At 62.8% G+C, this 12,887-nt stretch carries 15 protein-coding genes; 1 reads left to right on the top strand and 14 read right to left on the bottom strand.

The window, feature by feature from the left end; genetic code table 11:
• Nucleotides 1-26: 26 nt before the first annotated feature.
• Nucleotides 27-998 carry an AraC family transcriptional regulator gene (locus ACODTZ_RS07905; RefSeq protein WP_489025028.1) on the bottom strand — a complete coding sequence of 324 codons (972 nt, stop codon included), beginning with the start codon at nucleotides 996-998 and terminating at the stop codon, nucleotides 27-29.
• Nucleotides 999-1,120: 122 nt separating this feature from the next.
• On the opposite strand from ACODTZ_RS07905, the gene ACODTZ_RS07900 reads away from it, so the two are divergent.
• Nucleotides 1,121-2,158 carry an SDR family oxidoreductase gene (locus tag ACODTZ_RS07900; RefSeq protein WP_489025026.1) on the top strand — a complete coding sequence of 346 codons (1,038 nt, stop codon included), beginning with the start codon at nucleotides 1,121-1,123 and terminating at the stop codon, nucleotides 2,156-2,158.
• A 38-nt stretch (nucleotides 2,159-2,196) separates the two neighbouring features.
• Here ACODTZ_RS07900 and ACODTZ_RS07895 read toward each other — a convergent pair whose 3' ends face one another.
• The 13 genes from ACODTZ_RS07895 to ACODTZ_RS07835 all read right to left on the bottom strand — a co-directional run bounded on the left by ACODTZ_RS07895 (nucleotide 2,197) and on the right by ACODTZ_RS07835 (nucleotide 12,887).
• Nucleotides 2,197-2,601 carry a type II toxin-antitoxin system VapC family toxin gene (locus ACODTZ_RS07895; RefSeq protein WP_489025024.1) on the bottom strand — a complete coding sequence of 135 codons (405 nt, stop codon included), beginning with the start codon at nucleotides 2,599-2,601 and terminating at the stop codon, nucleotides 2,197-2,199.
• On the bottom strand, nucleotides 2,598-2,843 hold the full coding sequence (locus ACODTZ_RS07890) for an AbrB/MazE/SpoVT family DNA-binding domain-containing protein (protein WP_047506768.1): 246 nt from the start codon (nucleotides 2,841-2,843) through the stop codon (nucleotides 2,598-2,600). The genes ACODTZ_RS07895 and ACODTZ_RS07890 overlap by 4 nt, the downstream gene beginning before the upstream one ends.
• Nucleotides 2,844-2,915: 72 nt before the next feature.
• Nucleotides 2,916-3,341 (bottom strand): GFA family protein, encoded by a 426-nt coding sequence (locus tag ACODTZ_RS07885; protein ID WP_489025022.1) that lies wholly within the window; start codon nucleotides 3,339-3,341, stop codon nucleotides 2,916-2,918.
• 67 nt (nucleotides 3,342-3,408) lie between these two features.
• Complete coding sequence (locus ACODTZ_RS07880) at nucleotides 3,409-3,939, bottom strand: AAA family ATPase (protein ID WP_489025020.1); 531 nt, start codon at nucleotides 3,937-3,939, stop codon at nucleotides 3,409-3,411.
• A gap of 795 nt (nucleotides 3,940-4,734) precedes the next feature.
• Entirely contained in the window at nucleotides 4,735-5,256 is a 522-nt protein-coding gene (locus tag ACODTZ_RS07875) for a GrpB family protein (protein ID WP_489025019.1), read from the bottom strand.
• Between the two features lie 5 nt (nucleotides 5,257-5,261).
• Complete coding sequence (gene phnN / locus ACODTZ_RS07870) at nucleotides 5,262-5,876, bottom strand: phosphonate metabolism protein/1,5-bisphosphokinase (PRPP-forming) PhnN (protein ID WP_489025017.1); 615 nt, start codon at nucleotides 5,874-5,876, stop codon at nucleotides 5,262-5,264.
• Entirely contained in the window at nucleotides 5,873-7,012 is a 1,140-nt protein-coding gene (locus ACODTZ_RS07865; protein ID WP_018899243.1) for an alpha-D-ribose 1-methylphosphonate 5-triphosphate diphosphatase, read from the bottom strand. Before ACODTZ_RS07865 ends, phnN begins: the two co-directional genes overlap by 4 nt.
• 14 nt (nucleotides 7,013-7,026) lie before the next feature.
• Complete coding sequence (locus tag ACODTZ_RS07860; protein ID WP_489025015.1) at nucleotides 7,027-7,722, bottom strand: DUF1045 domain-containing protein; 696 nt, start codon at nucleotides 7,720-7,722, stop codon at nucleotides 7,027-7,029.
• Nucleotides 7,723-7,842: 120 nt separating this feature from the next.
• Complete coding sequence (gene phnE / locus ACODTZ_RS07855; protein ID WP_018899241.1) at nucleotides 7,843-9,189, bottom strand: phosphonate ABC transporter, permease protein PhnE; 1,347 nt, start codon at nucleotides 9,187-9,189, stop codon at nucleotides 7,843-7,845.
• Nucleotides 9,189-10,169, bottom strand: coding sequence for a phosphonate ABC transporter, permease protein PhnE (gene phnE / locus ACODTZ_RS07850; RefSeq protein WP_018899240.1), 981 nt, complete (start codon nucleotides 10,167-10,169; stop codon nucleotides 9,189-9,191). The genes phnE (ACODTZ_RS07855) and phnE (ACODTZ_RS07850) overlap by 1 nt, the downstream gene beginning before the upstream one ends.
• A gap of 70 nt (nucleotides 10,170-10,239) precedes the next feature.
• Nucleotides 10,240-11,151 (bottom strand): phosphonate ABC transporter substrate-binding protein, encoded by a 912-nt coding sequence (gene phnD, locus ACODTZ_RS07845; protein WP_047506750.1) that lies wholly within the window; start codon nucleotides 11,149-11,151, stop codon nucleotides 10,240-10,242.
• A gap of 87 nt (nucleotides 11,152-11,238) precedes the next feature.
• The gene (phnC, locus tag ACODTZ_RS07840) at nucleotides 11,239-12,084 is read right to left on the bottom strand and encodes a phosphonate ABC transporter ATP-binding protein (RefSeq protein ID WP_112534996.1); all 846 of its coding nucleotides are present in this window, start codon (nucleotides 12,082-12,084) and stop codon (nucleotides 11,239-11,241) included.
• 191 nt (nucleotides 12,085-12,275) lie between these two features.
• The gene (locus tag ACODTZ_RS07835; protein ID WP_489025013.1) at nucleotides 12,276-12,887 is read right to left on the bottom strand and encodes an HAD-IA family hydrolase; all 612 of its coding nucleotides are present in this window, start codon (nucleotides 12,885-12,887) and stop codon (nucleotides 12,276-12,278) included.

Below are 12,887 nucleotides of genomic sequence, written 5' to 3'. Positions count from 1 at the left end.
GCGGCTCCTGCGAAACACTCAAGTAGTTAGCCCGCAAATGCCGGATCGCGCGATACCTGTTCAACCTCATCGCCGGCATCCAGCCCGCTCGCCGCCACCCGATAAGCCGACGGCGATCTGCCGTTCACGCGCTTGAAGGCGTTGCTGAAGGCGCTTTCGGAGGTGTAGCCGAGCGAGCGGGCGACGGAGGCGATGGGGGTGCGGGCTTCGCGCAGCGCCCGTTCGGCAAGGCGCATGCGCCATTCCGTGAGATAGGCGAGCGGGGCGACGCCGGAGACGGACTTGAAATGGACGGCAAACGAGGTGCGCGACATGGCGCAGGCGCTGGCGAGCTCCTCCAGATGCCAGGTGCGCGCGGGTTCGCCGTGCATCAGGCGCAGCGCAGGCGCGATCCTGGGCTCGGCGAGCGCCTTCAGCCAGCCGGCGGGCATGCGGTCGGCGGCGCTCAGGTGCGAGCGCAGGATCTCGATGAAGAGCAGCTGGGTCAGCTGCGCGGAGGCAAGGGCCGCGCCCGGCTGGCCGATATCGCGCTCCTCGATCAGCCGGTCGAGAAGCCAGCGGAAGATGGCGGCCTGCGGCGAGGCGGCGCGGGTGTGGATCCAGGTGGGCAGGATATCCGACAGCAGGCCGCCCCTCAGCGGATCGAGCGCGACATGGCCGCCGATATGGGCGAAATCATTGCCGTCGCCCAGCGTCACCAGCCGCCGCCCCGTGCCCGTGAAGATGCTCATGGCGTCGACGGGCTGAAGCGCGGGATCGCTGGAGAGAACGAAGCTGCGCTTCTTGGCGAGCAGGCCGACATCGCCTTCCTCGAAACGGATCGGCTCGGCCTCTCCCTCCAGCGTCACCCAACAGCCACCCTTCACCACCGCGAAGAACTTGATCTTGTCGCGCCCCGGAAAGGCGATCGACCACGGGCCGCCGGCTGTGAAGCCGCCGGTGACGATCGCCTCGGCTTTCGTCAGGCTTAGGACATCGGAGAAGGGATCAGCCAGCATTATCGAACTATCGCGCAAGTGATGCGGATTTTCAAGCATTCACAGTACGGACTTGGCTGCCTACCTTTCCGTCATCGAAGTTCGCCGCGGTCCAATGCGGCGACAGAAGCATGAGGCAGATTATGACGACTGATAATAAAGACACGCTCGTTCTCGTCACCGGCGGCACCGGGTTCATCGCGCAATATTGCATGCTGGCGCTGCTGAAAGACGGTTATCGCGTGCGCACGACTATCCGCTCATCCGGGCGGGAGGACGAGGTGCGGGCGCATCTGAAGGCCGGCGGCGTCGATGCCGGCGATCGGCTGTCCTTCGCGATCGCCGATCTCGATCACGACGAGGGTTGGGCGGAAGCGGCCGCTGGCTGCGCTTACGTGATGCACGGCGCCTCGCCGACCCCATCGGGCGACCAGACGCGCGAGGAGGACTGGATCGAGCCCGCCGTCAACGGCAATCTGAGGGTACTCAGGGCGGCACGCGATGCCGGCGTCAGCCGCGTGGTGCTGACCTCGGCCTTCGGGGCCATCGGCGTCGGCCACGGGCCGGACCACCGGCGGCCATTCGACGAGACGGACTGGAGCAATCTTGAAGGCAATGTCGCGCCCTATCAGAAATCGAAGACGCTGTCGGAGCGCGCCGCCTGGGAGTTCATCGCGCGCGAGGGCAAAGGCATGGAGCTTTCGGCGGTCAATCCGGTCGCGGTTTACGGCCCGGTTCTCGGCGCCGACTATTCGCACTCGATCCGGCTGATCGCCAACATGCTGAAGGGGCAGCCGGGCTGCGTGAACGTCAACTCCTGTTGCGTCGACGTGCGCGATGTGGCGGACCTGCACCTGCGCTGCATGACCGACCCCGCCGCCAAGGGCGAGCGCTTCCTCGCCACCGTCGGTGACAGCCTGTGGATGGTCGAGGTCGCGGAGCTGCTGCGACAAAGGCTGGGTGATGCGGCGGCGAAGGTCTCGACCGATGTCTGGCCCGACGAGCAGGTGCGTATCGCCGGCGCGACGAATGCGCAGCTGAAGGCCGTGGTGCCGCTCCTCAACTACGACATGAACGCGACGGGAAAGAGGGCCGAGCGCCTGCTCGGCTGGGCACCACGCTCAAGGGAAGAGGCGATCGTTGCCTGCGCCGAGAGCTTGGTTCGGCTTGGGTTGGTTTAGGAGACGATCGAGAATTGCCGCTCTCGTAAAGACACGGTCTACGTCGTGGGCGATATCAACCTGACACCAGGGAAATAGGTTCGATAGCGGCCGATGTCGCGCGTCAGTATCGGCAGGTTCCGAACCGCCGCCTGCGCGCCGATCATGAAATCCGGAAGAACGCCGGTGCGTGAACCACCGGCGCGACGATAGTCGGTGAAGACCTTGCCGGCCAGGAAAAGTGCGGCGCGCGGCATCGGCGCCCAGACAAGTTCAGCCGAATCTATGAACGCATCGAGCTCCTCGATGCGTTCATAGCGGACCGCGAGTTCGGCGTAGATGACGCCGTTGATCAGCAAGGGGCCCTCCAGGCTTGCAGCCTCGAGCTGGCCTATCGACCAGCTGGCCCAGACCGGGTCGTTGGTCACCAGATCAAGCAGGACGTTGGTGTCGACAAGTGTCATTCCTCACCACGGGCCTCACCACGGGTGAGCGCCATGATCGCATCGGTATCAAGGCCGGCGCCGGCGTGTCCCCGAAGCTTCTCGAAACGGCTGACAGGCTTCTCGCTGTCCGCCCTTGTGAGCACAATGCTGCCGTCCTCTGCTCGGTGAAAATCGACCTGACTTCCCGCCGTGATGCCAAGCAGATCGCGCACCGCCTTCGGAATCGTTACCTGCCCTTTCGATGTCACTGTGGTCGACATGCTGCGTCCTCGTAATACCTGCCTTTCTTAAGGTAATACGCCCATTGTTTCAGATCAACTGTCGCCCGTCGTTCACTCGAACGGCTCGAACCACAGCACGCCAGCGACCTCGGAAGTGCCGCCGGAATCGTTGGGGTGGGTGATGCCGTTCATGACTTTTACTTCGGCGAAATCGAAGGGGCTGACGCCTTCGAGGACGGCGACGTTGATGCCGAACTGGCTGGTGTTGGAGCGGCGCTGGTGGTGGGTGTAGATGCCGCAGGTCTTGCAGAAGTAGTGCTTCGCCGTGCCGGTATGGAACTGGTAGAGCGTCAGATTGTCCTCGCCCTCGATGAACTCGATGTCGTCGAGATTGGCGGAGGCGGCAATCGCCCCGCGCATGCGGCAATAGGAGCAGGTGCAGCGGCGGATGGTGTTGAACTCATCCGTCAGCCGCACCTTGAACTTTACCGTGCCGCAGTGGCAGGCGGCGTTATGCTGGGGTCTTGCGTCGGCCATGGGGGTTACCTTGTGATGTCGTGGAGGTGTTCGAGGCGGGTAACGCGCGGTATCGGATCGTCTATCGTTAGCCGGATGCGGCGCATCTCGCCAGGATGTCGTCGATGACGGACGCGAGCGGCGCGGTGGCGTCGATGACCGTGGCCGAGGACGGGATATCCTCCTTGGTCGCGTGCAGCCGTAGGACAAGTTGCTGTTCGGCGGGGCTTGCGCCGAATTCGTCGTCTGGTCTCGTTGCCAGTCTTTTCGTCAGCGTGTCCGGATCGATGTCGAGGACGAAAACGTGGTCGAACAAATCGATAAAACGATCGAAATTCCTGGAGCCGCCACAGAAGAAGGAGATCGCATTGCCTTGGTCAGCGACCAGGGCCCTGACCTTGTCGATGTGCCAGAGATGGTGCCTGTGACCAAAGGCGACATCAGCCGCATTCTGCCTGCGCGCAGCATCGCTCAGGGGCTCGCCTGTCACCGGATCGCCCTTATAGGCGAGCTCGCGGTCACCATGGACGACATGGTAGCCGCGCTGTTGCAAGCCTGATGCAACCGAGGTCTTGCCCGTGCCGGACACGCCTTCGATCAGAACGTTTCTGACGCCCATTTTGCTCTCATTGGATAGATCGTAGGTATTGTTGGCGAGGCACGCGTGAACGATGCCAGTGGCGCGCTTCTAGCGCAGAATTCTATCATATTTTCGACAGTGAGATTGGGGCTTGGTGCGAAGCGGCGTGTTGGGATTGGGCTGCTCGTCCCGGGCTCAACTTGTGGCTTCTGCCGGTCGATCGTTGACGGCGTGCCGTGGGTTACCCCCCTCTGTCCTGCCGGACATCTCCCCCACAAGGGGGGAGATCGACTCGTGGCTTGTTCAGAGCCAAACAATGAGCGTGGAACGAGCGGCCGCGCCCAGCCAATCTCCCCACCTGTGGGGGAGATGTCCGGCAGGACAGAGGGGGTATCTCACGGTAAAACCTGAATGAAAGGCGACGGCCACAGACAGCGCGCCAACCACACACCACAAAACCCCGCGCCGGAGACCTCTCCGCGACGGCATGGCAGGATGGGAATGGGCAGGCGACGGTCGGTATAAGATATAAGTGTCAGGCAACATCGCCTGCCCGATCATATCAAGGCTTCCGGATATCCGGGCCGACAGGAGCGTCTCTCGGCCTTTCGCTTCCGGATGGACGGGAGATCCTGACGACCGCAACATCCACCTTTCAACAACCATCACCGGACGCCGGGCTTGCGCCCTGATGTGTCAGATCCGGTTCGCGACCCGGCTCCCTGTCCAATGACGCCATCAGTATGGGAGCGACGATTGCGGCGGGGATGGATGGGGAAAATCGAATAAGCAAGTGGCTGATATCGCGGTGATTTCTTTCGCCGCGCAATAAAATTATCCCCGTGAGGCTGATCTCTCGGCCTCGGCGCGGCGGAGCGTTTCGGCAACGAAGGCGCTCTTGCCGCCGGTGTAGTGGTCCCAGTCGCCGGCTGATTCCTCGGCGAGGCGCTGCTTCAGCGCCTGGTATTCGGCGGCGCGGTCCGGGTGGAGGCGGAGGTGGTCGCGGAAGAGGAGGCGGTCGTGGTGGGCGGGGTTGGCCTCGAGGCAGAGGTAGAGGCGCAGGCCGTAGCCTTCGTGCTCGCGGGTGAATGGCAGGCGGCCGTCGCCATGCGGGTCGCCGTGGGCGCGGAAGCCGGAGAGCGTGAGTTTATCGGCGAGGGTGGCGAGCGCCTCCGCGTCGATGAGGACGGCGTCGAGGTCGATCTTCGGCTTGGCGGCGAGGCCGGGGACGGCGGTGCTGCCGATGTGCTCGACAGCAAGGATGAGGCCGGGAGCGAGCGACAGGAGTTCGTCGCGCGCAGCCTGGAAGAACGAGGGCCAACGCGGATCATACTCGACAACCCGGATCGGCCGCATCGTCTTCAGCCGATCTCCTGGAGGAAGCCCTCGAGGACGTCGACCATGCGGCGTTCGCCCTGTTCCAAGGACCCGCTATTGTCGAGATCGACGACGTCGTAATCGCCGCGCACGGTGAGCGGGCCGCGCGCCAGGCGGGCCATGATGTCCTCGTGGGTCTCGCGGCCGCGGGCCTCCAGCCGGCTCGCCAGCACGTCTGCGCGGGCGGTGACGTTGATCACCTTCAGGCGGGGGAAGACGGCGTGGAAATGGTGCAGGGCCGAGCGTGAGCCATTGGCGATGACGAGGCTTCCAGCTGACAACGACACCGAGACTTCCGAGGGGATGCCGTATTTCAGGCCGTGTGCTTCCCACCAGACGGAGAAGCTGCCGGCCTGCTCCATCGAGGCGAAGCCCTGGGGCGAGACGGCGAGATGATCCTCGCCGCCGGCATCATGATCGCGGGTGATGACGCGGCGGACGAAATGGACGTCCTGCCGCTGCCGGAAATGCCGGGCGGCGGCCGCCATCAGCGTGTCCTTGCCGGCGCCGGAGGGGCCGACCACGACCACCATGATGCCGTGCTCGGTGCCGGGAACGACGTGGGGCTCGTGCGAGGGATGGGTTTCGTGCGCGGTCATGCGACCCGGCGCCCTTCGCGCCAGACGGAGCGGCTGACAGGTACACCCTCGTCGCGGAAGACGCGGACGAGATCGGCGCGCAGGCCTGTCGCGATGCGGCCGCGATCGTTCAAGCTTACGGTGCGCGCCGGCGTCGACGTGACCATGGCGATCGCCTTCGGCAGCGAGATGCTCTCGACTTCGTCGGCGATCAGGAAGGGTGCGTAGAGCAGGCTGAGCGGCACGTAATCGGAGGAGAGAACGTCGAGCACGCCGCGCTCGGCGAGATCGCGGGCGGCAATGTTGCCGGAATGCGACTTGCCGCGCACGATATTCGGCGCGCCCATCAGAACGCTCATGCCGTTTTCATGCGAGGCCTTGGCGGCGTCGAAGCTGGTCGGGAATTCGGCGAGACGGACGCCGTTTTCGATCGCCTCGTCGACATGGGCGAGCGTGGCGTCGTCGTGGCTGGCGACCGTGATGCCGCGCTCGGCGCAGACCTTCGAGATCGCCACGCGGTGCGGCGTCGAGTTGCGCTCGGATTCAGAAACACGGCGATCGACGAACTTGGCGAACTCGGCGTCGGTGAGGCCGCGCTTCTTCTGGTAGTAGAAGATGTACTGGTCCATGGTCTGGAACTGGCGCTGGCCTGGCGCATGGTCCATCAGCGAGACGAGGCGGACATAGGGATCGTTTTCGAAATCGGCGAAGTGCTGCAGCACGTTGTCGGCGGAGACTTCGCAGCGCAGGTGGATGAGGTGCTCGGCGCGCAGACGGCCCTCTTTCTCCGCCTTCTGGATAGCATCGGCCATGTCGCGCATTTCGCCATGCTCGAAGCCGCCATCTTCGTCGGCGCCCATGCGCAGGCAATCGAAGACCGTGGTGATGCCTGAGGTGACGATCTGGGCGTCATGCGCCTGGATCGCCGCCGTCTTGTTCCAGCGCAGGCCGGGGCGCGGCGAATAGTGGCCCTCGAGATGATCTGTGTGCAGCTCGACCAGGCCGGGGATCAGGTAGTCACCTTCGAAATCCTCGCCGAGGCGGGAGCTGCCACTTGCGATATCCTCGATCTTGCCGTCGCGAACGAGGACCGATCCTTCGACGATTTCATCCTCAAGGACGATGCGGGCGTTGGAGAAGACGGTTTCTTTGGTCATGGACATCAGATCTTTCAAGGTTTGGCGGCGGCAAGCGGCCACCAGGAATGGGCGGTAAACGGCGCGCCGCGCGTCTCTTCGACGAAAACGGCAAGGCCCGAAATCAAAAGCGGCCGGCCGGTGAAGGCGGCGAAACGCTCGGCGAGAATGGTCTTCATCACCTCGGCGCGCTCTTCCGGCACCTGGCCTGAGAGCGTCATGTGGAACCCGAAGTCATCCATCACGTAAGGATAGCCCCAGCGCAACAGATTGGCCCTCTGGCTTTCGCTGAGCCTGTCCGGATTGCGCCGGGCGATATCGGCTTCAGAGAGCGCTGCACGGAACGGTTCGAAGGACTTTACCACGGAGGCCGCGAATTGCTGAAGCGGCGGATGCAGGGAGCCGGGCACCAGCGCGAAGAAGCGGCCGAGCTGGCCGAGCACGAGCTCGGGGATCTCGAAGGCGGGCGTGCGGTCGGCGAAATCCTCGACGGCCTGGATGAGGTCCTTTTCGGTGACCGAGGAGGCCAAGTGAAACGGCGCCTTGATGGTGGCGTGGAAGGCATAGCGGCGCGGATCGGCGGTGAGCTCGAACTGCTCGGCGGCCGGCAGATCAGGATAATCGGGAGCCGGATAAGTTTCGCCGGTGAAGGCATCGCGACCGAGCCAATGGGCTGCCGCCACGTTCAAGGGATCACCCTTCGGCGGCGTGAAATAGAGTGCGTATCGCAAGGCCAGTATCCCGGAAATCTATGTGGATGCGGGAGGCAGTCTGCCGTGATTTGACCGCCCGCCGCAAGCTTGCTTCCGGCTAAAAGATTTCCGTGACAGAATGATGATGATCAAGACCCATCAATGGGTCTTTTTGCCCATCACCCGCGAACGCAGCGCATTGGAGATATTGTCGAAGACGAAGACGACGATGAGGATGAGGAGCACCATGTAGGCGACCTTGTCCCAATCGGAATTGGTCTTCATGGATTCCAGGAGCTTCAGACCGATACCACCGGCGCCGACGGCGCCGATGACGGTGGCCGAGCGGGTGTTGGATTCCCAGAAATAGAGCGACTGCGAGATGAAGATCGGCAGCACCTGCGGCACCACGCCGAAGCGCTGGACGACGACGGGCGATGCACCCACCGACTTGACGCCCTCGCGCTGCTTGTCGTCCACATTCTCCAGCGCCTCGGCATAGACCTTGCCCAGCGCGCCGGTGTCGGTGAAGAAGATGGCGGCGATACCGGGGATCGGCCCGGGGCCGAAGGCGCGGGTGAAGAACAGCGCCCAGATCAGCATGTCGATCGAACGCAGGAAATCGAATAGGCGCTTCGTCGCCCAGTTGGCCGAACGGTTGAGCGTGATGTTGCGTGCGGCGATGAAGGCCAGCGGAAAGGCGAAGAGCGAGCCGAGCAGCGTACCGACGAAGGCCATGACCAGCGTCTGCATCAGCTTCGACAGGATATCGCCGTGCTGCCAGCTGGCATTGTTGAGGAAATTGTCGAGCACCAGCGAGGCGTTGGACTGCGCGGGATCGATGCGATCACCCGACAGCATGAGGCCGGCGACATCGACGAGGCTCTTGCCCCAGAAGGGCGACTGCGTGTCGAAGAAGAAATTGGCCCAGCCGAGGAAGCGGCGCTGCACATAGACCTGCGTCGAGCGGATTTCCGCCTGGCCCTCGAAACCGAAGGAAACGGTGACCTTGCTGTCGTCCTGCTTCATGACGGCGGGCGCGCCCGGCGGCAGGATGGCGCGATCCTTGGTGATCTCGACAGGATAGAGCTTGCCGCCGAGATAGACGTCGACACGTTCAGGCGTCACTTCCATGCGGTCGGCATCGCTGCCGTAGGTGACGGTGTAGCCGCCGGCCGCCGTCGGCAGCATCCATGCGATGACGGCGTCCTTTGGATACTGGCCGCGGCTCGTCCACTGCGGCACGACCTTGCCATCGACGAAGCGCAGGCGCGGCTGGGCGCGCCAGGAATACCAGTCCTGGACGTAGATCGAGGCGCGGTCCCAATTGCCGTTGACGAAGGTCGGGATGACCTTGAAGAAATTGAATGCGAGCGCGAGGTAGATGATGACGAGACCGGCGATGAGCGCGAGGCCCCAGCGCTGCATGAAGCTGCGGTGGAAGACCTCTGGATAATTGTCCAGCAGGCGCTGGCGATCGGCGGCGTTGACTGTGAGCGACGACATCAGGCTGCTCCTCGGCCGAATTCGAAGGACTGCTTGCCGATCATGCGGCGGCGGAGCCAGGCGGAGAACTGGTCGACGCAGACGACGGTGATCAGAAGCAGGATGATGATGGCATAGGTCTTGGCGGCGTGATCGCGACCGATCGCCAGGCTGAAGACCTCGCCGATACCGCCGCCGCCGACGGCGCCGATGATGGTGGAGGCGCGCACGTTGATCTCGAGGCGCAGCAGCGTATACGAGACGAAATTGGGCATGACCTGCGGCAGAATGGCGAAGCGGACGCGCTCGAGCCAGCTGGCGCCGGATGCGCGCAGGCCCTCGTCCGGCTTCATGTCGGCATTCTCGACAACTTCGAAGAACAGCTTGCCAAGCGCGCCGATGGTGTGGATCGACACCGCGATGATGGCCGAGATCGGGCCGATCGACAGGATGGCGGCGAGCAGGCCGGCGATGACGATCTCCGGGAAGGCGCGCAGGATTTCCATGATGCGGCGCACGACCCAGCGGGTGGCACCGGCGCCGACCAGATTGGTCGAGGCGAAGAAGCAGAGCACGAAGGCGCCGGATGCGCCGAGGATGGTCGAGACGATGGCGACGTTGATGGTGATCGCCAGCTGGTAGAAGAAATTCGGGATGTAGAAGCTGTCGGTGATGTAGACGCGGTCGCTGACGTAATCATATTTGATCGAGCCATCGGCATAGGGCGACGGCAGGTCGAACATCGCGCGGAAGATTTCGAGCGGGCTGTCCGGCACGAAGTGCTTCATGAAGTCGAAGAGGTAGGGAAGGCGTTCGAAGAACTTGCCCGAATTGGCGCTGTTGGCGAAATCGAGCGAGGCGCCGAGGACGATCAGGAACACAACGATCGAGATCACAGTGTAGATACGCCGTGTCCGGACCTGCTGCTGATAGTGATCGAGAATTGTGCGGGAGCCTTGCTGCAGTCCGCCCATGTGGTCGGGTTCGGCCACGTGCGCCATGTTGAGCATCCTTGTTGAACGAACGGCGGCACCATGATGATGCCGCCGCGAGTTTATTCAGAGGTTCGGATCAACCGCCGATAACCGACTTACGAGCGTCGATGATCGTCTGGTAGAAGGACTGGTCGACTGGCGACCAATCGACGTAACCACCGCCAGTGAAGCTGTCGAAGCAGCCCTTGTCGGTCTTCGGCAGTTCGGCGAAGTAGGCGGTAACCTTCTTCTGGATGTCAGACGGCAGCTTGTTGGAAACCATCAGCGGGCCGTTCGGGATCAGCGGGGACTTCCAGACCTGGACGATATCGTCCATGTCGAGCAGGCCCTTGGTGACCATGATGTGCAGGTTGCCGGAGGTGTAGCCCTGGGCCCAATCGCCGGTGGCGGAGCCGAAGGTGGTGCCGACGTCGAACTTCTTGTCGAGAACGCCGAGAACGAGGTTCTCATGGCCGCCGCCGAAGCCGGTTTCGGAGAAGTACTGCTTGACCGGCATGCCGACATCCTTCGGCAGCGAGACGTTCGGGACGAGGTAGCCCGAGGTCGAGTCCGGATCGGCGAAGCCGAGCTTCTTGCCCTTGGCGTCGGCGAGCGTCTTGATGCCCGAATCCTTGCGGGCGACCATGATCGAGTAGTAGCCGGTCGAGCCGTCTTCCTGCTTGGTGGTCAGAACCGGCGTAACGGCGTTCGGATCCTTGAGGTAGATCGAGGCGTAGGAGGAAGCGCCCATGACAGCGAGGTCGATGGTGCCGCCCAGCAGGCCCTGGATGACGCCGTTATAGTTCGGCGACGGGAAGATCTGGACTTCCGAAACGCCGGTAGCGGCAACGAGGCCCGGCTTGACGCACTCGGTGCGGCGAACCTGGTCGGCTTCGTTTTCACCGCCGTCGAGGCCGATACGCAGGACCTTGACGTCCTGAGCGTAGGCCTGGCCTGCAACGGTGGCGATGGCGATCGTTGCCATCAGGATCTTGCGGAACGCAGACATGGTAGTCTCCTTTGGTGACGTTTTTCAGTGACTTTGAAGTACTGGGGAGCTGTGCTTTTCCGGCTTTGTCCCCCGGCCGGAAACTTGTCAGCGCATGACGGCGGAGGCGGCCATCACGCGGGATACGGCGTCCTGCTGCTTGCCCTTGATGTTATCCAGGCTGGTGGACGTCATGGATTCGTCGATGCCGGCGCCGTTCTTGTCGGTGCCGTAGATCTCGTTGACGGCGTCGGCCGTCAGTTCGGACGGCTTGCCGTCGAAGACGACGCGGCCGCCGGCCATGCCGACGATGCGCTCGCAATAGCTGCGCGCGGTGTCGAGCGTGTGCAGGTTGGTGATGACGGTGATGCCCTCGCGCTCGTTGATATCGCGCAGCGCGTCCATGACGATCTTGGCGTTCAGCGGGTCGAGCGAGGCGATCGGCTCGTCGGCAAGCAGCATCTTCGGCGCCTGCATGAGGGCGCGGGCGATCGCCACGCGCTGCTGCTGGCCGCCCGAAAGCGTGCCCGCCATCTGCAGCGCCGTCTGCTCGATGCCGAGGCGCTCAAGCGCCGCGATCGCCTGCACGCGCTCTTCGCGGGTGAAGACACCGAGCAGGCTGAGCACGGTGGAGCGATGGTTCAGACGGCCGAGGATGACATTGGTCATCACGTCGAGGCGCGGCACGAGATTGAACTGCTGGAAGATCATGGCGCAATCGCGCTGCCAGTTGCGCAGCGACTTGCCGCGCAGGCCAGACACTTCCGTGCCGTTGAAATGGATCGAGCCGGAGCTCGGCTCCTGCAGGCGGTTGATCATGCGCAGAAGCGTGGACTTGCCAGCGCCGGAACGACCGATAATGCCGACCATCTGGCCCTGAGGGATGTCAAGCGTCACACTATCGACGGCGATCTTCTTGCCGAATTGACGGGTGACATTCTTCAGCTCGAACATCATGCTCTTCCTCATAGCCCAAACGCGATATGAGGGAGTGCATTAGGCCCGGTCCATGAAGCTCCAATGTCAGTTTTGTGTAAGTGCTGTCACAAACGGGGCTACTGTGGATTGAAACGTGACAGTGGGGTCACAATTCTGTGACAGAGCTGGCTGGCGCGGTGTAGTGAGCCGCTTTCGACCCGTTGTGGTTAAGCAGCCTCAAATTTCGACAAGGCGTCCGACAGTAAGCTTCCCTCAGACCAGTGAGCGGCATTCCAGCCGGATGCACTGGCAGCGGTGACATTTGCAAGCGTATCATCGACCAGGAACAGCTGGCTTGGCGCCAGCTTTGCGAGGGCGCCAGCTTTCGCAAAGAACTCTCTTGCCGGTTTTCGGCATCCCATAGCCGCCGAGTAGAAAATGCCATCGCAATGGTTTCCCAAACCAAGCTCGCCCATCAAGTAGGCCGCGCGAGCATGCTCTTGGTTCGTCGCCAGATAGACTTTCTTCCCAGCGCCGCGTTGCTCTTCAAGCTCTGCCAGAAGGCCGACATTCAGTCTTGCATCATTCTCGAACCAATACGCTGTGAATTCATCATAGGAGACATGAGGCGCTATCCTGGCCAATGCGGGCTTCAAGTGATCGATCAGGTTGCACCGACCAATGACAATGTCATTCCAATGCGGTGCAAAGAACTCCCGCTGTAAATCCTCGACTGAGAAGCCGAGGTCACTTTCGATGGACGACGCCCACGGTTTCCCGTCTGAAGGGCGACCACAAACCAAGACACCGTCCACGTCGATCATCAGCCCGTTGATCAT

It is taken from the genome of Rhizobium sp. FG113, from assembly GCF_057809895.1.
Note: the sequence above shows the minus strand (reverse complement) of the source record. Positions and strands in the feature narration are given on the sequence as shown.

Coding starts and splice junctions, on each gene's coding strand:
- ACODTZ_RS07905 (WP_489025028.1), bottom strand. CDS start 998: ATGCTGGCTGATCCCTTCTCCGATGTCCTAAGCCTGACGAAAGCCGAG.
- ACODTZ_RS07890 (WP_047506768.1), bottom strand. CDS start 2,843: ATGTCGACCACAGTGACATCGAAAGGGCAGGTAACGATTCCGAAGGCG.
- ACODTZ_RS07865 (WP_018899243.1), bottom strand. CDS start 7,012: ATGACCAAAGAAACCGTCTTCTCCAACGCCCGCATCGTCCTTGAGGAT.
- phnN (WP_489025017.1), bottom strand. CDS start 5,876: ATGACCGCGCACGAAACCCATCCCTCGCACGAGCCCCACGTCGTTCCC.
- ACODTZ_RS07895 (WP_489025024.1), bottom strand. CDS start 2,601: ATGACACTTGTCGACACCAACGTCCTGCTTGATCTGGTGACCAACGAC.
- ACODTZ_RS07880 (WP_489025020.1), bottom strand. CDS start 3,939: ATGGGCGTCAGAAACGTTCTGATCGAAGGCGTGTCCGGCACGGGCAAG.
- ACODTZ_RS07885 (WP_489025022.1), bottom strand. CDS start 3,341: ATGGCCGACGCAAGACCCCAGCATAACGCCGCCTGCCACTGCGGCACG.
- phnC (WP_112534996.1), bottom strand. CDS start 12,084: ATGTTCGAGCTGAAGAATGTCACCCGTCAATTCGGCAAGAAGATCGCC.
- ACODTZ_RS07835 (WP_489025013.1), bottom strand. CDS start 12,887: ATGATCAACGGGCTGATGATCGACGTGGACGGTGTCTTGGTTTGTGGT.
- ACODTZ_RS07900 (WP_489025026.1), top strand. CDS start 1,121: ATGACGACTGATAATAAAGACACGCTCGTTCTCGTCACCGGCGGCACC.
- phnD (WP_047506750.1), bottom strand. CDS start 11,151: ATGTCTGCGTTCCGCAAGATCCTGATGGCAACGATCGCCATCGCCACC.
- ACODTZ_RS07875 (WP_489025019.1), bottom strand. CDS start 5,256: ATGCGGCCGATCCGGGTTGTCGAGTATGATCCGCGTTGGCCCTCGTTC.
- phnE (WP_018899241.1), bottom strand. CDS start 9,189: ATGTCGTCGCTCACAGTCAACGCCGCCGATCGCCAGCGCCTGCTGGAC.
- phnE (WP_018899240.1), bottom strand. CDS start 10,169: ATGGCGCACGTGGCCGAACCCGACCACATGGGCGGACTGCAGCAAGGC.